Origin of the sequence: Streptomyces sp. 549, from assembly GCF_030124175.1 — a bacterium.
Lineage (GTDB): Bacteria > Actinomycetota > Actinomycetes > Streptomycetales > Streptomycetaceae > Streptomyces.
The window spans coordinates 14819-33457 of the sequence record NZ_JASKMT010000039.1 but is presented as its reverse complement, the minus strand read 5'-3'; the positions used below and the strand labels follow the sequence as shown (position 1 = coordinate 33457).

The window sequence follows — 18639 nt, the reverse complement described above, 5'->3', positions numbered from 1 at the left end:
CCGCCAAGGCTTCCTCACCCAACCCGGACGAGGCCGCTATCAGAAACGGACTTAACGTCCACTGAGACGCCTCTGGCACGCCCACCGCCACGACGATGAACCATAGCCGCAGGTGCCAACTGCCCAGGTTGGGTGAGACAGGCCAACCATCGCCGTCTCACTCAGCCTGAACCACTCCAGGTCATGCCTGCACGATGGCCCACCTCAACTGCGTCAGGGTCACGATTGTCGTGCTGCCAGTGATCCTCCGCCTGGTGCGATGCCAGGATTTAGAGGCCGCGCGGATAGACGTGGTTGGGGGCCCGGCACCCAGGTCAACTGAGGACGGGCACGGCGGGCGTGCGGTCCGCCAGGAAGCCGTGGGCGCGGCGGGATCACGCCACCCTGCGGTGCACCGCTGAGCGTGGCGATTCACCGCCAGTCCTCCAAGTACCCGGCCTTGAGCATCTGCCGGATCAATCGCAGAAATCGTCCATCGTGGATTCTCTCCTCCAGAATTGCGAGCAGCACGAGGTATTCTTCGACCTCGCCGACATGATCATCACCGTGCGTAGTCTGATCTGGCAGGCACGGACGACTCACCGCTGGGACGAACGCCCGAACCGCCGGCCAGGAGCCCACGCCTATCTGCGCGGCCTCTTACGGAGGAGGAGCTGGCAGCGGCCCGCTACTACGGAACGAGATACCGCACCCGGTGCAGCCGGAAAACGAGCCCTCGCCATCACTGGGCCGCAGAGCATGCAGATGAGAGACGGTTCAGCGACTGTCCGTCTCGCTGCCTAGGCAGTCCAGCTCCCTCCTGGCCTGGTTGCGGAACTTGCCGCAGAGCATCCTGTAGCGGTGGACTTCGGTGCGTAGCAGTTCCATCTCTGTGGCGCTGCCGCCTGCGGCGGCTTCTTGCTCAGCTTCCTTGGCGAAGAGTTTGGGCCCCTCGGTCATGATGTGTGCCGACTCGAGGATCCTGAGAGCCGTGGCGGTGACACCGGTCGGGCCTTCCAACTCGATGCGATCGAACGCCATCGTCAAGGCGTGCAGGCGCTTAGGTGCTTCCGTGGACCACCCATCGCTGTAGTCGGCGGGGAAGGGTGACCAGAGCATTTCCGCCCAGGTGGTCACCTCTTCCAGCGTCTCGCTCTCCGGGCCAGTGCCATTGGCTTGATGGGCGACGTAGTCGCGATCCTCTGCGCGAAACAGTTCCTCAGTCAGGGGAGTGAACGCCCGCGCGGCGTCGCTGAAAGCCAGGTAGGCGTCCTTGCGCCGGTCGTGTGTCCAGTTGTCGCGCTGCGCCTGCTGCTGCTTGCGCTGGTTACTGATGGTCACCCAGAGCGCGCCGGAGAGGCCGATGAGTGCTGCTAGGAGTGCGCCTGACGCCGTGATGACGGAGTTCTGCATCCCCACATTGTGCGATGTTCGGGTCGGGGACGGGCGCTGAGTTCATGAGCGAGGTCACCCGTGCCGCTGGTCCCGATGCCATGGCCACTAGGGTCCGTCTTCAAAGTGATCTTGCCCAAAGTAGCAACGCCGCCAGGCTGACCGCTGCTTCGTAGGAAGTGGCGGTCTTGTCGTATCTGGTTGCGATGCCGTGGAAGGCTTTGAGTCGGTTGAAGCAGCGTTCGACGGTGTTGCGGCGGCGGTAGGTGTCGCGGTCGAAGCCTGGCGGTCGGCCGCCTCGCCGGCCACGGTTGCGGCGGTGTTTTCGCTGGTCGTCCTTCTCGGGGATGGTGTGTGCGATTCCGCGTCTGCGCAGGTAGGCGCGGAATCCGCGCGAGCTGTAGGCCTTGTCCGCGACGACGTGGTCAGGTCTGCGGCGAGGGCGGCCGGGGCCGGTGCGGGGCACTCGGATTCGTTCCAGCAGCGGCTCGGCGCAGACGCTGTCGTGGCGTTGGCCTGGGGTGAGGAGGATGGCCAGTGGTCTGCCGCGGCCGTCGGCCGCGAGGTGGAGTTTGGTGGTCAGTCCTCCTCTGGACCTGCCGAGGGCGTGATCGTCCGGTTCGTCCTGCCGGTGGATCCCCGTTACCGTCTTCGTGGCCTCGCAATGAGGCTCCCGGCCTTCGGCCCCGGTATGACTTGAGCCCCCAGTCGAGATGATCGAAAAGGTGGTGTCGCCGGTGCCGGAGGCATTGGCAGACCGCTGATTAGAGGCACGAGCGCCCTCGGGCAGTCTCTTCGTAACGTGGATGCCGGCACGCTGATGCCGCAGGTGAGGCCGGGGAACAGGCGAGCACGGGAGCGAAGGGGCATGTCGGACGAGACTGGCATCGACGTCTATCTGGGCCTGGACGTCGGGAAGGGTGATCACCACGCCACCGCCGTGAACCGGGCAGGGAAGAAGGTGTTCGACAAGTCGCTGCCCAACAGTGAACCGAAGCTGCGGGAGCTGTTCGACAAGCTTCAGGCCAAGCACGGGATTGTTCTGGTGGTCGTTGACCAGCCGACTTCCATCGGGGCCCTGCCCCTCGCGGTTGCCCGGGACGCGGGATGCCAGGTCGCCTACTTGCCCGGACTTACGATGCGGCGGATCGCCGATCTCTACCCTGGAGAGGCGAAAACAGACGCCCGTGACGCGTTCATCATCGCGGACGCCGCCAGAGCGATGCCCCACACCCTGCGGACTATCAATCCCGCGGACGAGACGGTTGCCGAGCTCGCGATGATCGCCGGGTTCGACGACGACCTTGCGAGCGAGTCCACCCGGATCGCCAACCGGCTCCGTGGCCTCCTCACCCAGATCCACCCTGCCCTGGAACGTGTCCTTGGCCCGCGGATCCAGCACCCGGCCGTGCTCGAGCTGCTTGACCAGTTCGGCTCCCCGGCTCAGATCCGCAAGGCCGGACGCCGTCGCCTCGTGACCCTGATACGTCCCAAGGCACCGCGGATGGCCGAGCGGCTGGTCGAAGACATCTTCGCCGCACTCGACGAACAGACCGTCGTGGTTCCAGGAACCGATGCCGCCGCGCTGATCGTTCCCAGCCTCGCGAGTTCGCTCCAGTCCGTGCTTGACCAGCGAAAACTCCTCGCCGCCCGGATCGAGGAACTCCTGGAGGCCCACCCTCTTTCCCAGGTCCTGATCTCGATGCCCGGCATCGGGATCAGGACCGCGGCCCGCATCCTCATCGACGTCGGCGACGGCAGCGGCTTCGCCACCTCCGGCCATCTCGCCGCCTACGCCGGCCTCGCGCCGGTGACCCGGAACTCCGGATCCTCCATCCGCGGCGAACATCCCTCCCGACGAGGCAACAAACAGCTCAAGAGAGCCTTCTATCTCGCCGCGTTCGCCTCGCTGTCCCAGCCCGAGTCACGCGCCTACTACGACCGCAAACGTCGCGAGGGAAAACACCACATCGCCGCCCTCATCGCCCTCGCCCGACGCCGCATCGACGTCCTGTTCGCCATGCTCCGCGACGGCACCTTCTACCAACCACCTACACCAGCTACGGCTTGACGAAAACCATAGAGGCACCTTTTCGGCCGGTGGCGGCGGCGTGCTGGTGGGCGCGAACGATGGTGGCGTCGATCTGAACCAGCCAGTCGATGTCGCCGGCTGCGTCGGCCTTGGCCTGGACTTGCTGCAGGGCCCGGGTGAACACGCCGTCCAGGGCGTAGCGCCGGAAGCGCGTGTAGACCGTCTTCCACGGTCCGTAGCGTTCCGGCAGGTCACGCCAGGAGATCCCGGTACGGATCTTGTAAACCATCCCGTTGACGACCTGCCGGTCCTCGACACGAGGCCTGCCTGTCGCAGCCCGCGGTATCAGCGGAGCGAGTAACTCCCACTCGAGATCCGTGAGTTCATGGCGGCGTATCACCGCACCATGATCCACCATCCGACAATCTTTGAAGACGGACCCTAGTAACGGATGTGTCATGGGGCGCTCATCGAGCGCGGGGGTGCGGAACCATGTCTAGCGGCTCTACGTCGTGCGGGTGCTGCGGCGGTACACGCACCTGCGACGCCGGTCGGCGTCGCCGAGATCGTGAGAACTGGAGGGGGCGGGATGGCGGGTTGGGTTCGATGGTCGGTCACGATGGTGGTGGCGGTTGCGACGTTCGGGGTGTGTTTGTGGGGGGCGCAGTCGTTGTCCTGGGGGTGGATGCCGCAGGCAGAGGCTGATCGATGGGTGGTGGCGACGGCGTTCGCGTCGGTGATGGCCACGGTGGTGGCCGGTGCGGTCGGCTGGTGGGCTGGCCGCGCACAGCCCACCACGGCCGGGCCGGTGGAGCGGACGGTGTCGCAGCGAGTGACCGCGTCCGGCCGGGGCCAGGCAGCTCAGGTCGGTGGCAACCAGAACACGCCCGCCCCCGGCGGTGCCGGGGGCGGGCCGTCGAGCGTCGAGCAGGAGGCGGAGGTAGCCGATGACGCGTCAGTGACGCAGGTGGGCGGGGACCAGCGCAACGGATTGGGGGACGATGAGCAGCTGCGCCGATCCTGACCGGACGTACCAGCACGCTACCGCCGCCGACCAGGCGCGGGTGAACCAGGTCGGGGGGAACCAGTACAACCAGACTGTGGTGTACGGCATGGGAAGCGGCCCTGCCCCGCAGGCACTTGACGCGCTCCCGGCCGTTGTGCCCCTAGTCGGCCGCGAGGGACGCGTCGGCGAGCTGCTGGACGTACTCGACCCGTCGGGTCCGGGGCCGGGCGTGGTGGTGGCGACGGGGCTTGCTGGGGTCGGCAAGACCGCGTTGGCTCTGCACACGGCCCACCGGGCCGTCGAACAAGGTTGGTTCGGCGGGGGCGTGTTGTTCGTGCACCTGCGCGGCTATGACCCGGCCGGACCGGTCAGCGGCGAGCAGGCGCTGGAAGCGCTGCTGCGGGCGTTGGGCATCCGCGAGGACGACCTGCCACCCACGCCTGGGGAACAGGAGAGCCTGTACCGGTCGGAACTGGCCCGACGGGCCCAGGTGGGGCAAGTACTGATCGTCGCCGACGACGCCTCCTCAACCACGCAACTGCTGCCTCTGCTGCCGGCGTCCGGTGGGCACCGGCTGCTGGCCACCTCCCGCGACGCGCTCACCGCCCCGGACTTCCCCGCCCGCCTGTCCCCCCTGGACCAGCTCGACACTGAACCGGCCGCTGCTCTCATCGCCGACGCCCTCACGCGCGCTCGGCCTGACGATCCGCGTCCGCGCTGTGAGCCCGAGGCGTTGCGGGAGGTGGCCGGGTATTGCGGGGGGCTGCCGTTGGCGTTGACGATTGTCGCCGCCCAGGCCACCGCGGACCCCGGCCTGCCTCTGACCACGTTGGCTGCCGACCTGGCTGACACCCGCTCCCGCCTGAAAGCCCTCCACTACGAGGATCGCGACGGGCGTTCTCTCGGGGTGCAGGCGGCTTTCGACCTGTCCTATCGGCGTCTAGACGAACAGAGTGCGCGGTTGTTTCGGCTGCTGTCACTCGCCCCCGGCCCCGACCTGGCCACCGACACAGCCGCCGCCCTCACCGACCAAGAGGCCCGGTCCGCCCGGCAGAGCCTGGCGGCCCTGGCACGCGCTGGACTCCTTAACGAACAGCCCCTCGGCTCCGACCGGTGGCGCATGCACGACCTGACCCGCCTCTACGCCAACGACCAATGCCAGCGCCACGACACCGAACCCACCCGACAGCAAGCCCTCGCCCGGCTCTATGCGCACTACCGCGACACCACCGAAGCCGCTGACGACTGCCTGTACGCGCTGCCCGGGCAGCGTGCACCCGACCGCTTCCCCGACCGCACCGCCGCCCTGGCATGGCTCGAAGCTGAACGCCCCAACCTCACCGCCACCGTCACCCACACCGCCACCACCGGCCACCCAGAAACCACCATCTGCCTGGCCTTCTGCCTAGTCCACTACCTGGACCGGTTTCGCTACTTCCACGACGCCCTCACCACCGCCCAACACGCCCTCACCGCCACACGCGAACTCGGTGATCGCCACCTCGAAGGCACGGCGCTGAACAACCTCGGTGTCGCCCACCAAAAAGTGCGGCGGTTCGACGACGCCATCAAAGTCCACACCACCGCCGCCGGCATCTACCGTGACATAGACGACACCCACAGCGAAGGCGGGGCGCTGAACAACCTCGGCAACGCTCTCCAGGAGGTGCGGCGGTTCGAGGACGCCATCGGCGCCCACACCGCAGCCGCCGGCATCTACTGCGACCTGGAGGACCGCCATCGCGAAGGCGGGGCGTTGACCAACCTGGGTCTCGCCTTGCGGGAGGTGGGGCGGTTCGAGGAAGCCATCACCGCGCACACCACCGCCGTCGCCATCTTCCGCGACCTCAACGACCCCCACAACCAAGGCAAGGCGCTGACCAACCTCGGTCTCGCCTTTCAGGAGGCGCGGCGGTTCGAGGATGCCATCGGCGCCCACACTCAAGACCTCGCCATCTGCCGTGACCTGGGCGACCGTCACGGCGAAGGCGGGGCGCTGAATAACCTGGGTCTCGCCTTGCGGGAGGTGGGGCGGTTCGAGGAAGCCATCACCGCCCACAGCACCGCCGTCGCCATCTTCCGCGACCTGGGCGACCGTCACGGCGAAGGCGGGGCGCTGAATAACCTCGGTCTCGCCTTTCAGGAGGCGCGGCGGTTCGAGGATGCCATCGGCGCCCACACTCAAGACCTCGCCATCTGCCGTGACCTGGGCGACCGTCACGGCGAAGGCGGGGCGCTGAATAACCTGGGTCTCGCCTTGCGGGAGGTGGGGCGGTTCGAGGAAGCCATCACCGCCCACAGCACCGCCGTCGCCATCTTCCGCGATCTCAACGACCCCCACGGCGAAGACCGGGCGTTGACCAACCTCAAGAACGTTCAGAACGAGAGACAGCGTCGATTGCGGGGGCTGCGGGCACTATGGCGAATGCTCACATAAGTTCCCGAGCCCACGCCTCATAGAGAGTCACGCACACCGCCCCAGACGCTCGCTCGCCGCGTCACCACACCGCTCGTTACGGGCAGGCTCTTCCTCCGACACCTTGCTGCTCGGACTCGGAACATGCCCCTGTCGCCCTGCACTGCCCCTCATGTTGATGGCTTCTGTCCCCGCACCAGTGCGGGGACAGAAGCCATCAACATGAGGACGCTCAGACTGCTTCTCTGACTCCGGTGCTCGAGTTGCTGCTGATCCGGTCCAGGAGCAGTTCAGCCACGGTGGTCAGGTCGCGAGGGGAGAAGTGGGTCTCCAGCGCGTCGACTACCTGCTGCGGCGAGGAGCCGGGAAGGAAGATGTGAGTGGCACCTTCCGGACCGGTGGCACTGATGCTGGTGTCGACGGCCGCCTCGGGGTGGCTCTGGGGGGGCAGGGTATTAACGCCGTTAACGGTCTCGGTCGGCGCGGCCTCAGCCTCGGGCCCCGGCTCGGGGGTATTAACGGCGTTAACGGTCTGAGCGTCCGTGCCTCCTGAGAGCGGACGCCGGGTCCGCTGCCTAGGAGGCTTGACAGCGTTGATGGTCTCCTCTGCGGCAGCGGCTTGCTGTTCCTTCGGGAGGCGGCCGAGTCGGCGGGCGGGCTCTACCTTCAGTTCCCCTGCTTCCACCTTGTCCTGCAACTCGGGTGTGAGACCGAGCAGGGCCAGACGCTGCGAGACCCATGCCGGGGTCTTCCCCAGTCGCTTGGCGACCTTTCCCTGAGAGCCGTGGACGTCGACCAGTTGCTGGAGGGCTCGTGCCTGGTCCAGTGGCGGGACGTCGACACGGTGCACGTTGGCGATGAGCGCGCTTTCCAACATGTCTGCGGCGCTGGACGCCAGGGCGTCGTTGACGTCGATCCGCAGTTCTTCGAGGCCGGCGATGGCTGCGGCGGCCAGGCGCCGGTTGCCGTCGATGACGACGTACTCGGCCTCGCCCAGGTCTTCGTCGCGGCCTGGGTGTGCGGAGAGGAAGGCCGAGCGGCGTACGACCGCGACCGGCTGGATCTGCCCGCGCTCGGTCAGGGAGGCGGCGGTCTCCTCGATGTCGGTGAGCTCATCGCGAGGATTGAACGGGTTGGCCGCGAGTGCCCTGAGCGGCGCCGCGGTGGGCGCGGGGACGCCGAGGGTGGGGGCGCCGGTGGCGGCGCCGATCGCTGCGCGTCGTGCGCTGACCGGCCTGGCCTGGCCGAAGGACGCGCTCGCCTTGAGCTTGTCTGCCTTGCTCATGAGATCTCCCGGGCGAGTGCGCGGATGCCGAGGGCCTGGTCGCAGCGGGGTGCGTAGTCCAGGAGCGGTTCCTTGAGACGGACAGCTTCCTTCTGTTCCTTCAGGTCCCCGATGAGGCCGACGACCTTGGGGTCCCTTATGTCCATCCAAGCACGCAGGGATGAGGTGGCGATGAAGCCGCGTCGGGCGTCGTAGTGGTTGACGACGATGCCGAGGTAGTCGAGTTCGAGAGCGAGGTCCGTGCGCAGGTCTTCGATCTGGGTGGTGAGGAGGTCGTAGGCGTCGGCCGAGCTGTCCTCGGCCTGCACGACGATGAGGACGCCAGACTGGCCGACCGGTTCACCGTCGCGGCGGCGGCCGTAGTGCACGGCGGCGTCCATGCTCAGGCCCAGGCTCGGGGGGCAGTCGACGAGGACGACGTCGAAGTCGCTCTCCACGGCCGCGAGGGCTCGCTCAAGGGCTGCCTCGCGGGCGCGGACGCCGGCGAGCTTCACGTCCAGGAGGAAGGCGTCGTTGCAGCTCGGCAGGAGGAAGAGCCGGTCGCCGAACCGGTCCGATTCGATCGGCACTATCAAGTCGGCAAGCTTCCCCGCTGGTTCGCCGGCCATGTGCTTGGTGAGGCTGTCCCCATCCATAGACAAGGGCATGTGGCCGAGCTGCTTGGTGAGGTGCCCCTGGGGGTCGAAGTCGACAAGGAGTACGCGCAGACCGATGCCGGGCAGCTCGCGCACTTCAGACTCGCCCTGCTCAAGGGCCGCGGCGAAGTGGCGGGAGACTCGGACGGGGTAGAGGTCGTCGGATGATTCAGCGAGTGCTTCGCCGACGCCCGCGGTGATGGCGGTCTTCCCGACCCCACCCTTCTGGTTGCAGACGATCACGCGCCGGGGAACGTCCGGCCGCTTCACCGCAGGCGCCGGGTTGGCGTCCAGCCAGACCCGAACCGCCTGCGCCAGGCCCTGGGTCAGTGAGACCTGTCGAGCAGCGGCCGTCGCCTTGAAGGTGTCCCACTGGCCTTGCGGCAGCCAGGTGGAGAACGAGTCGGCGCCGGCGGTATCGACCGCGTTGGGAGACGAGGCCAGAGCGGACCAGTGCGTGATGCCCTGTTCGACAGCTGCCTGGATCTCGATCCCCAGCTGCGCTGTGCGGACCTTGAGTTCCTGGCGCAGCCACCCAGGCAGCTTGGAAACGACCTTCTCGCGGTCGTGAGCGGGGGGAGAAGCCATGGCGAAACCTTACTAACGTTCCTGGGCAGAGCAAGTCGCATCGCGTTACCTGTGTCAAATCTTGATAATGCAAAGTCAGTCCAGCCTCATCCCCGCGCCTGTCTTCGGAGGGACAACGAGGCGGCAGCCCGCGGCCCAACCCCTCGGGCCCAACCCCTCGGGCCCAACCCCTCGGGCCCAAGCCCGCCGCAGCCGGACTCACAGCACAATGCCGGGCCACCTCTCTGAGACCGCGGACCCCGAAGCCGGCGGACCCACGCTGGAAAACAGTCGGCGTAGCGCGACTTGCTCCCCGTCGCCAGCTACACCCGCCGTTGAGACCAACGGGTGCGGTGCTTCCAACCCTGGGCAGGCACCGCACCCGTGCCACTACGGCGCTGCCCGGTTCTGCTCGCCAAACGCCCGCCACCCCTGTAACGCCGGTTGCTGCACTTTCGAGGAGGACGAACAGTGCTGCGCCGTGAGATACCGCCCTCGATGGCCCCGCGGATGACGCGCCACGGCAGCCGGTCCTTCGAGTTGAGGGAGGAGCAGTTTTACCGGCACCTCGGGAGGACGAGCACCACGACCAGACAAAGGGAGGGACTCCGTGCCGCCCCTGATAGGGCGCCTGTCACTGGCCTCGTCAGTAACGGAGAGGCCGTGGGCCGGGCCTTGAGGAAAGATGTCGCCTACGCCCCAGGCAGGCGTAGTTGACCGTCCCGGCTCTGGCGCTGCGCTGGCAGTGAAAGGGGCGTCCTCTCCTGTGAGAAGGAGAGATAGGAGCACGGTGGCCGCTTGGCTGTGGAGCACTTGTGCGGCCTCTTGCAAGCGGTGGGCCTGCTCGACCGGCATCGACAGCGCGAGACATTCCGCCTCGGTGGAGGTGGCGATGGGCACGGCCGCGCACACGGTACCGACCGCGTACTCCTGAAAGTCCAATACCGGCTGTGTGGGAAGACTGCTGTCGAGTGTGGCGAACAGGCGTCGCTTGTCCGTGATGGTCCGCGACGTCAGCCGCGTGGTCTTGTGGCGGGACAGATGGTCCATCCGCTCGTCGTAGTCGAGTTGCGTCAGCAGGCACTTACCCACCGCGCTGGCGTGCGCGGCGGCACGGAAGTCCACCCACTCGTTCACTTTCGGCGCCGCAGGCCCAGCGGAGAACTGGGTGATGCTGACCTCCCCGTCCACGTAGCGGCTCACGTACACCGCCGCCCCCACCGCGTCACGCAGCACAGCGAGGGTGCGCTGGAGAAAGCGGCCAGTCCCAATGCCATGCGCAGCGCTCAACGCGTGCAGCGTCGGGCCGGCCGTGTAGCCGCCGTCCGCGATCCAAGAGGCCAGGCCCTGACGACACAACCACACAAGAATCCGTCCCAGCACCTGGTGCGGCAGGCTCGTCTCCCGTTCGATCTGCGCGCAACTCACCCCGCCCGAGTACCGCGAGATGGCTTCCAACACCTGCAACGCGCGCTGCACCGGCTCTCTCGCCGGGGCCTTCGGCCGGCGGAGGGGGACCTGCTGCTTCGCGTTCGTGAGGGAGGGCGCTCGCAACGGCAGAACAGACCACGCCGGCCGGACTGCCACCGGTACGACGCTGCGCTTCACCGGGCGCGGCTGGATCGGCAGCGCCGCGTGCAGCCGCAGGCGAAGTGCAGCGCCCAGCTCGGCACAGAACTCGACGTCCTGGACTTCCTGGCGCTTCCGCTGGGCGCCGTCGGTGGACAGGACCCGCTGGGCGTCGGCGTGGCCCCATCGCGCGGCTTCGCCGAGCAGCCCGAGCACCACCGGTAGATCCGTCTGGACGCGTGCTCCCGCACGGGACGAAGAGGCATGGCGCAACATGGCCACCGCGGCGCGGAACGCAGCTCCGGGATGCTGACCGGCCCGAGCACGCGCGAACCAGCGCAGCGCCAGGTCGAGGTCATTGCGCCTCAGGGCCTTCGTGCCCAACCGATACGCGGAATTCGCGTCCCGCCGACTTTCCACCTCCTCCTGGGGGGCCTGCCCGCCCACGCCTGCGTTCGTGCCGGGCCAGTCCCCCTCGGGACGGTCCCAGAAGTCCGCCGGCCCGCGCAGCTCGGCCAGCAGACACTCCAGCGCTTCTCCCGTCCCTCCCATGTCTTCCACCGGATCGCCTGACTCGCTCTTGCTCACATCACTCACCCCTACGTCCTCCCCCGCTCCGACGTCCCTTCCGGTGCCCAGGGCGTATGTAACTGCGGACCTCGTCCATGGACTGCAGTTCGGCCACCCCCCGAGTGCGCTGTACCGAGACCTGCCCCCGGGGCACGTCCAGCTGCGCGGCGATCGCCTCGTCCTCCATCCCGGCGTTCTGCAACTCCAGGACCCTCCGGCGCTGCGTGGGACGCATCCCTGCGATCGCGGGCGTCACCACCTCCCGCAGATCGACCGAGCCGGTCACCCCGCCGTCATGCCCATCGCGCTGCCGCTCGCGCAGCTTTCCCAACCGCCCAGCCTCCACCGGCTCCTCTACCTCACCGCGGAGCACATCGATGGCCAGCCGCTGCGCGGTCTTCAACAGATACGGAAACGGGCCCCGACCCGTCTCAAGTCGGCCCTGCCGGCAGGCCTGCGCGGTCCGCAGGAAGGCCTCCTGGGCCAGATCCTCAGCCGACGCGGCCAACCCCGGATATCTGCTCCTCAGGCACCGGGCAACCTGCTGCGTATACGTCTCGTAGTTCCGCAGAAGGAGCAGCCCCTGCTCACACTCGAAGTTCCACGGGCTGTGCCCGGCCGTGCCGTTCACCACAGCCGGTACTCTTCCGTCCCCGCGTTGGGACCTTGTCGCCACACCGTCACGACCGTCCCCTCCGCAGTCCGGAACTGGATACCGGTACCCGAGGGCAGGGTGCGGGCCAGAGCCACCACGCGTTCGAAAGCTGCCCGTTCCGTCTGCCGTCGGCGCCACGCCGAGAGCCGCCGGCCCACCACCTGCGCACCACGCCATGCCGTGCACACAGCGCCGACGGCACTCACACCGGCCGGAAGGAACCCGGCCCACTCCAGGGGCGTCATGTGGCGCTCCTCGCTCGTACGTATGGGGTCGGCGCAATCACGCCGCTACTCCCCCTACGGGCAGAGCCACCGCCGGATTAACAGATGAGCCCAACGGGTCACAAAGTGCCATTTGGCGACCGTAAATGCTCTATCTGGATCGCGAACTGTGCCTTCCACCGCAGACGGAGGGCGTAGGGCCGGCATCGTCCGGTGGCCCTGCCCCAGAACGAGGCGCCGCCCGACCCGCAACAGCCGGCTGTTCAGCCGGTTGCCGCTGCTGCTCGGGTCGCGTGGTCGTAGCGTCGGATGGCGGTGTCGGTGTTGTAGAGGTCAAGCTCGGCTGGGGTGAGGTGCATCTCGACGGGGATGCCGAGCCGGCCGCCGACCTTGACGAGGTACTTGCCGCGGCCGGGGTGGGGCCGGTCGGTCTCCCAGGACTCGGGCGCGGACCAGGAGGCGACCATCTCGCGTTCGCGGGTGGTCAGGCCCCGGACCCGGTGGACCCGGCCGAGTTCGAGGTCGGGCAGCGCGCCCATGACGGTGATCGCGGACCGCTCGACCAGGCCGCGGGCCTTGGCCTGGTCTTCGGCGGTGGGCAGCGCTTCGAGGTCGGCGAGGGAGTGGGTGGTGATGATCGATCCGATGCCTTTCTGCCGGTTCAGGCGGGTGAGCCGGTCGGTGCGCTCGACCAGTCCGGGGGCGGCGCGCAGGGAGCGCCACATTTCGTCTTGGATGGTGAGGTAGGGGCGGGTGTCGCCGACGGCGCGGGTGGCGTCGATCGCTCCGAATCCGTAGGCCCAGGTGCACAGCAGCGCGGCGGCAACGATGTCGTCGGCCGCGTTGTCCAGCGCGCTGATGTCGATGGAGACGGCCGGGGCGCTCAGGTCGGCGGGCGTGGTGGTGGGGCCGTCGAACAGGCCGCGCAGCAGGCCTTGGCAGATGCGGGCGAGGGTGCGCAGGACGCCGTCGGTCAGGTCGCGGTACTCCTGCCGGCTGCGGGCGAGGACCGCGCGGCCCATCTCGCTGCAGCCGCCCTCGATGGTGGCCATGACTTGGGGGATGACGGGCTGTTGGGAGGGGTCGCGGGCGAGGATGTCCAGGGCGCCGCCCAGGGCGAGTTCTTCGGCGTCGGTGATGGGTGCGCCTCGGGAGCCGCGGGCGATGAGGCACAGTGCCAGCAGCAGGTCGAGGCGGCGGGAGCGGATCTCGGCGCGTAGCGCGTGGGCTTTGTCGGGCTGGGTGCGCTCCAGCGCGGCGACGGCGTGGCCGAGGGCGCCGGAGTCGAGGGGGTTGAGGCGGGACTGCCCCCACCCGATGCGGACGACCTGCCCGCCGAGCCGGCTGACCAGGCCGGCGTATTCGCCTTTGACGTCGCCCAGGACGACGACGCCGGTCCCGAACGCGATGAGGCCGGCTGCCATCCGCTTGGAGAAGGCCGACTTGCCGACGCCGGGCTCGCCGAGGACGAACACCCCGGGGTTGGTGGTGATGTTGGCCCGGACCCAGTCGATGGGGTCGAGGGCGACGACTTCGCCCCAGATCATGTGCCGGCCGATGGGCACGCCGATGGCGGGGGCGCCGGATCCGGCGGTGAAGGGGAACAGGCCGCATCCTTGGACGGTGGTGGCCTGGTAGCGGGGTGGGATGGCGGCGTGGGAGATGCGGCCTCGGTGCGGGCCGGGCCAGCCCCACGACGGTGGTGTGGGCCCCAGGTCCGGCATGGTCTGGTCGTGCATCGGGCGGCCCCTCCTTTTCGGCGCCGGGGTGGGTCAGCGGGTGCGGCGGCGGGCGGCGTCGGGCAGGTAGATGCCCAGCGGCAGCGTGGCGGCGAACGCCGAGCCTTGCGACCAGTGGGCCCGGCGCAGCTTGATCTTCGAGGTGCCGGCGCGCTGCTCGACGTCGGCGACCGCGCGGGGCAGGGCGTCGGGGTCGGTGACGGTGGTGGTGATGACCAGGGAGTACAGGCCGAGCCCTGCGCCTTGGGCTTCTTCGTGGGCGGCCTGCTCGGCGCGGGCCCGGTCGGCGAGGTCGGTGGCGGTCTCCGCGCGCTGCTGGCGCTGGCGCAGGGCGGTGCGGAACGCGGCGGCGTTGACTTCCCGTTCCAGGTGGTCGGCGGCGGCCTCGGCCGGGTGGGGTTCGTAGGCGAGGGTGACGCGCTTGGGGTAGCGGGCGGGGGCCAGGAGCGGCACCAGGACCTCGGAGGTGACGTGCTGCCGGGGTGCGCTGGTCCACACCCAGGAGACGGAGGTGCCGGAGTCGTGCTCGTAGTAGGAGCGGTACTCGCGGGCGGCGATGGGGCCGGCGGTGCCGGGCTCCAGCAGCGCCTGGGGGGAGGTCTCCTGCAGGGTGTGGGGGTCGAGAGCGAGGGCGCGGGCGACGTCGGGCCGGGAGGCGGGGTCGAGGGCGGCGCGGGTGATCCCGGCGAGGCGGGCGGCGCTGGCGCGGCCCAGGACGGTGACGCCGCAGGCGCCCAGGGCGTTTTGCAGGCCGGTGAGGGTTCGGCCGGCTTCCGCGACGGCTTCGGCGAACGTCTCGCAGGGCTCGGGGCTGCGCGCGGGGTCGAAGGTGAGCGAGACGCGGGTCTCGACCGCCGCTGAGGCGGCCGGGGAAGCGGCGACCAGGTCCTCCATTAGCGCGGTCGCCGCGGCCGGTGCGGCGGGGTCGAGGCGGGCGGTGACGTAGTCCTCCAGGGAACTGCCCGGGTCGGGGGCGGTGTCGACGGTGACGGTCATCCACCGCACGGTGGGGCAGTGGCCGAGGCGGGCGAGCCAGGCGCCCCACTGGGCGACCCAGGTGTCGACGGCGTCCTGGTCGGCGAGCGCGGTGGACACGGCGGCGACGCGCAGGGTGGCGGTGAGGTGGCCGCTGCGGCGGTGCCAGGCCATGCCGTAGTGCCCGCCGTCGCCGTCCTCGCAGGACAGGATCGTCACCGGGGCGAGGAGGCCGGGCAGGTCGTGGTCCCGCTCGTGGAGCGTCACCACGCCGGAGGTGTACAGGTTCTCTCCCTGCGCTACGCCGCGCCGCCAGCGGGCGATGGTCAGCAGGGCCTCCAGCAGGGGCTCCCCGCGCCACCGCAGCGCCGTCAGAACGGCCGCGACGCCGATCGCGGGGCCGACGTAGAGCAGCAGGCGGATGTCGACGGCGGCGGTCGCCACGGCCATGACGAGCAGGGCGAGCAGGATCAGGGACTGACCCGTGGTCAGGCTGCCCAGGCCGATGCCGCGGGTCTGCCGCCAGCCTCCGTACAAGCGCACCGGTGAGGTCACTTCGCGTCCTTTCGGGAGCCGGAGTTCGACGGTGGAGGTGGCGGGGTGTCGGCGCCCTCGGTCATCGCGCGGCCCGCTGCTTTCGCGCCTGCGGCACTGACCATGACGGCTGCCGCCGCAGCCGCGCCGATGGGTCCGGCGACGGCTGCTGCTCTCGCGCCGCCCGCGCCTGCCCCGGCCGAGCCCGCGGCGCCGCCCGCCCCCGCAGCGGGGCCGCCTGCGGAGACGGCGCCGCCTGCACCCGAGGCTGCGCCGGAGGTTGCCCCGGCACCCGGTGCTGCACCGGCACCCGAGGCCGACCTGCCCGCGGAGCCAGCGGAGGCGCTGCCGCCGCTGACCCCGCCCGGCGGGGCCCAGGGGGATCCCGGCCCCTTCGCAGCCGTGGCGCCGGAGGCGGGCGCGCGGGGGCCGGGGACGGCCCCCTTCGCTGTCGGGGAAGTGCCGCTCCCACCGCCCGGTGCGCTGCCGGAGGGAGGCCCGCTCCGGCCACCACCTGAGGGCGTACCGCCGCCTGCCGTGCCGCCTTGGCGGGGGAGGGAGGAGTCGACCAGCCGGGCGTGCTGCCCCGGGCTCATCCGGCCGCCGCCCCTGGAGGTGCGCATCTGCTGGCCCAGTGCGACGGCGGCGAGCCGGGAGGAGCCTCCCGCACCGCCACCACCACCGCCGGGTGTGACGACCCAGGTGAACAGCTTCATCAGCATGGGCAGCGCGAAGATCGCGATGATGAGCATGGTGATGCCCACCAGCATCTCCTGCGGGCCGGACGCGTTCTCCATCATCGCGAAGGCGGCGAAGTACACCAGCGAGGCGGCCGGCTGCCAGAAGATCAGCGCCAGGCACCATCCGGCGATCTTGCGAAGCCAGTGCTCGCCCAGCCCCAACTGGCCCGATGCCGCCAGGGGCAGGCACCCGGCGAGGATGACCAGCGCCCCTTCCCGGAAGAGGGAGATCACCCACTGGGCCAGGCCCGCGAGGAAGCCGAGCAGGGACAGCAGCAGGACCAGGCCGACGTTGTCCTTGATGGGCCGGTCGAACGCGGTCAGCAGCTGCACGCCCAGCTTGCGGCTGCTTCCCTCGTCCAGCACCCAGCCGGAGAAGGCGCTGGCCGCTTGCATCAGCGTGGTGAGGACCGTGGTGCCGGCCACCGTCCAGAACACCAGCTTGGCGATGCCCTCGCCCATGCTCAGCAGCGGATCGTGCGACCCGGAGAGCACCATGCGGATACCGAGCAGGATCATCCCGGCCGCCGCCACGCTCACCGTCAGCGGCATCGTGACCTCGCGCACGGCGTTCACGATGCCGGTGTTCAGCACCTGCCCGTCGGTGTCGATCCACCACGTGAACGACTCTGTGATCATCCACCCGGCGGCGTCCGCCAGCGCCTCCGCCATGGCCTCCAGCCCGGAGTGGGCCGCGGCCGCGACGCATCCGCCCGGGTCAGTGATCCCGCACATCAGCGGGCCTCGCGGAAGAGGGTGTGCCCGCCGGTGCCCGCGACGGGCTGGCCCGGCCACCGGCCACCCGTCGGCGCCTCCAGCGCCCAGTCGCCGCCCCACCACGACACCGTGACGGGGACGGACACCAGGACCTCGCCGCCGTCCGGCCCGGCGCCGCGCGAGAGCAGATGCACCGTCACCCGCTCCGGCGCCCGCTCTGCGACCGGCACGGCGTAGCCGATGACCTGGGCGTAGATGCGCAGCGGTTCCCCCTCCGGGAGCCCGGACGCGGCGCGGGCCTTGGCGTAGTCGGCGTCCAACTGGGCCAAGAACGCGGTCCGATCCTCCACATCACCCCGCATCCGTTCAGCGGCCGGCACGTAGACCTCCGGCCCGAGCTGCGGGGAGACGCGGGTGGCCAGGTGCACCGCGGCCAGCACCGCGCCGCCGGTGTCGCGGCTGAAGCCCGCCGCGCGTGCCTGCGTGACCCGCTTCGGCCCGTGGACGGGGGAGACCGGCAGCTGCGCGCCGCGCACGTCCATGAACGTCAGCCCGGCCCAGTCCGGCTCCGCCGCGGCGCCGGACTGGGCGGGCGGCTCTCCGGCCGCAGCCGGCGGCGGCGCTTGGGCCGGGGCAGGCGGTGCGGAGACGGACGCGGGCGGCGGGGCCTGGCCGCTGTCCGCACGGTTGTGGGCGACCATGACGGCCGCCAGCAGGGCCAGCAGCGCGCCGCCGCCGACCATCAGCCCCTTGGGCATCCGCCGGGAGCCTTCGCTGCTCACAGGAACATTCCGAGGATGCCCGCACCCACCCCGGCGATGAACAGCGTGCCGACGACCTTCATGGGCAGTTCTGCGACCGCGTCGGCCGCCGTCGTCGCCCCGCGCCCGCCCTGGCCGCCCAGCTGCATGCGGATTCCGGTGTAGATGAACGAGCCGGCCGCGATGGCGAACCCACCCCACTTCAAGATGCCCAGCAGGATGTCGCGCGGGCCGGCCAGCCCCTTGGGCGTCTTCGAGCTGGGGTTGGGGATGGTCTCCATCACCGCGGCCAGGACCTCGATCATCACGTGCTCACGCTCCTCAGCAGGGCGGTCCGCAGGGCGACTGCGGCCTCGATCACCGGCCGGGTGAGCGGCACCGTCAGCGGGTCGTCGGTGTCCCGCCACTCCGGCACGTACGGGAAGCGGACGACCGCCTGGACGCGGTCCTGGACCAGCCGCACCCGGGCCCGCACCGTCGGCGGCTCCCGCAGCGGGCTGTCGGCGACCAGCACGAGCAGCGGCGGCCCCGGCAACTGCCCGGGCCCGATGCTCTGGTGGGCGATGGCCACCCCGCGGGTCGCCCAGTGCATGCCGTAGGCCGTGCTGCGGGCGACCAGCACCACGGGGGTGGTGAGGAGGTGGAGCGTGTCGCGCGTCGCCTCCCGCCCAGCCGGGGCCAGCAGCCGGGCCACGGTGGTGCCCCCGCACCCGCCGTGACAGCCCACCACGGTGTTCTCCGGCAGCGCTGACAGGGGCGGACCCGCGGGAGTGGAGCGCGCCGTGCGGACTGCCTTCAACACCTCTGCCCCCTGTTCCTCGTCGTCCGATCCGCTCAACGACC

General features: G+C 69.9%; 15 protein-coding genes and 2 pseudogenes. 3 read left to right on the top strand and 14 right to left on the bottom strand.

The genetic code is table 11. The features are described from left to right. Positions 1 to 414 precede the first annotated feature (414 nt). The 3 genes and pseudogenes from QNO07_RS27630 to QNO07_RS26180 all read right to left on the bottom strand — a co-directional run. Positions 415 to 507, bottom strand: a pseudogene (locus tag QNO07_RS27630) (reverse transcriptase/maturase family protein); the annotation flags it as partial. Positions 508 to 756: 249 nt separating this feature from the next. Further along, positions 757 to 1392: a hypothetical protein gene (locus tag QNO07_RS26185; RefSeq protein ID WP_283994980.1), complete on the bottom strand. Its 636-nt coding sequence runs from the start codon at positions 1390 to 1392 to the stop codon at positions 757 to 759. 100 nt (positions 1393 to 1492) lie between these two features. Continuing rightward, a complete protein-coding gene (locus QNO07_RS26180) occupies positions 1493 to 2299 on the bottom strand; it encodes an IS5 family transposase (RefSeq protein ID WP_283994984.1) in 807 nt (268 codons plus the stop codon). On the opposite strand from QNO07_RS26180, the gene QNO07_RS26175 reads away from it, so the two are divergent. Next, entirely contained in the window at positions 2240 to 3442 is a 1203-nt protein-coding gene (locus QNO07_RS26175) for an IS110 family RNA-guided transposase (RefSeq protein WP_283994978.1), read from the top strand. The genes QNO07_RS26180 and QNO07_RS26175 overlap by 60 nt on opposite strands. On the opposite strand, the gene QNO07_RS26170 is transcribed toward QNO07_RS26175, so the two are convergent. Then, positions 3432 to 3821: an IS5 family transposase gene (locus QNO07_RS26170; protein WP_283994977.1), complete on the bottom strand. Its 390-nt coding sequence runs from the start codon at positions 3819 to 3821 to the stop codon at positions 3432 to 3434. The genes QNO07_RS26175 and QNO07_RS26170 overlap by 11 nt on opposite strands. A 267-nt stretch (positions 3822 to 4088) precedes the next feature. Between QNO07_RS26170 and QNO07_RS26165 the strand changes: the two genes are divergently transcribed. Together QNO07_RS26165 and QNO07_RS26160 are read left to right on the top strand one after the other, a co-directional pair. After that, positions 4089 to 4427, top strand: a complete 339-nt coding sequence (locus tag QNO07_RS26165; protein WP_283994976.1) for a hypothetical protein — start codon at positions 4089 to 4091, stop codon at positions 4425 to 4427. After that, positions 4405 to 6846, top strand: a complete 2442-nt coding sequence (locus tag QNO07_RS26160) for an ATP-binding protein (RefSeq protein WP_283994975.1) — start codon at positions 4405 to 4407, stop codon at positions 6844 to 6846. Before QNO07_RS26165 ends, QNO07_RS26160 begins: the two co-directional genes overlap by 23 nt. Before the next feature lie 211 nt (positions 6847 to 7057). Here the strand turns inward: QNO07_RS26160 and QNO07_RS26155 are convergent, their stop codons facing one another. The 10 genes and pseudogenes from QNO07_RS26155 to QNO07_RS26110 all read right to left on the bottom strand — a co-directional run bounded on the left by QNO07_RS26155 (position 7058) and on the right by QNO07_RS26110 (position 18598). Beyond that, positions 7058 to 8110: a ParB/RepB/Spo0J family partition protein gene (locus QNO07_RS26155; protein WP_283994974.1), complete on the bottom strand. Its 1053-nt coding sequence runs from the start codon at positions 8108 to 8110 to the stop codon at positions 7058 to 7060. Beyond that, positions 8107 to 9333 carry a ParA family protein gene (locus tag QNO07_RS26150; RefSeq protein WP_283994973.1) on the bottom strand — a complete coding sequence of 409 codons (1227 nt, stop codon included), beginning with the start codon at positions 9331 to 9333 and terminating at the stop codon, positions 8107 to 8109. Before QNO07_RS26150 ends, QNO07_RS26155 begins: the two co-directional genes overlap by 4 nt. 747 nt (positions 9334 to 10080) lie before the next feature. Further along, positions 10081 to 10866, bottom strand: a pseudogene (locus QNO07_RS26145) (IclR family transcriptional regulator domain-containing protein); the annotation flags it as partial. 604 nt (positions 10867 to 11470) lie between these two features. After that, complete coding sequence (locus QNO07_RS26140) at positions 11471 to 12085, bottom strand: RNA polymerase sigma factor (RefSeq protein WP_283994972.1); 615 nt, start codon at positions 12083 to 12085, stop codon at positions 11471 to 11473. 508 nt (positions 12086 to 12593) lie between these two features. After that, complete coding sequence (locus tag QNO07_RS26135) at positions 12594 to 14069, bottom strand: putative type IV secretion/conjugal transfer ATPase (protein WP_283994971.1); 1476 nt, start codon at positions 14067 to 14069, stop codon at positions 12594 to 12596. Positions 14070 to 14102: 33 nt separating this feature from the next. Next, the gene (locus QNO07_RS26130; protein WP_283994970.1) at positions 14103 to 15599 is read right to left on the bottom strand and encodes an SCO6880 family protein; all 1497 of its coding nucleotides are present in this window, start codon (positions 15597 to 15599) and stop codon (positions 14103 to 14105) included. Beyond that, positions 15596 to 17053, bottom strand: a complete 1458-nt coding sequence (locus QNO07_RS26125) for a hypothetical protein (RefSeq protein ID WP_283994969.1) — start codon at positions 17051 to 17053, stop codon at positions 15596 to 15598. Before QNO07_RS26125 ends, QNO07_RS26130 begins: the two co-directional genes overlap by 4 nt. After that, on the bottom strand, positions 17053 to 17817 hold the full coding sequence (locus tag QNO07_RS26120) for a DUF8175 domain-containg protein (RefSeq protein ID WP_283994968.1): 765 nt from the start codon (positions 17815 to 17817) through the stop codon (positions 17053 to 17055). Before QNO07_RS26120 ends, QNO07_RS26125 begins: the two co-directional genes overlap by 1 nt. Further along, positions 17814 to 18104, bottom strand: coding sequence for a hypothetical protein (locus QNO07_RS26115; RefSeq protein WP_283994967.1), 291 nt, complete (start codon positions 18102 to 18104; stop codon positions 17814 to 17816). The genes QNO07_RS26120 and QNO07_RS26115 overlap by 4 nt, the downstream gene beginning before the upstream one ends. Next, complete coding sequence (locus QNO07_RS26110; protein ID WP_283994966.1) at positions 18101 to 18598, bottom strand: hypothetical protein; 498 nt, start codon at positions 18596 to 18598, stop codon at positions 18101 to 18103. Before QNO07_RS26110 ends, QNO07_RS26115 begins: the two co-directional genes overlap by 4 nt. Between the last annotated feature and the right edge of the window lie 41 nt (positions 18599 to 18639).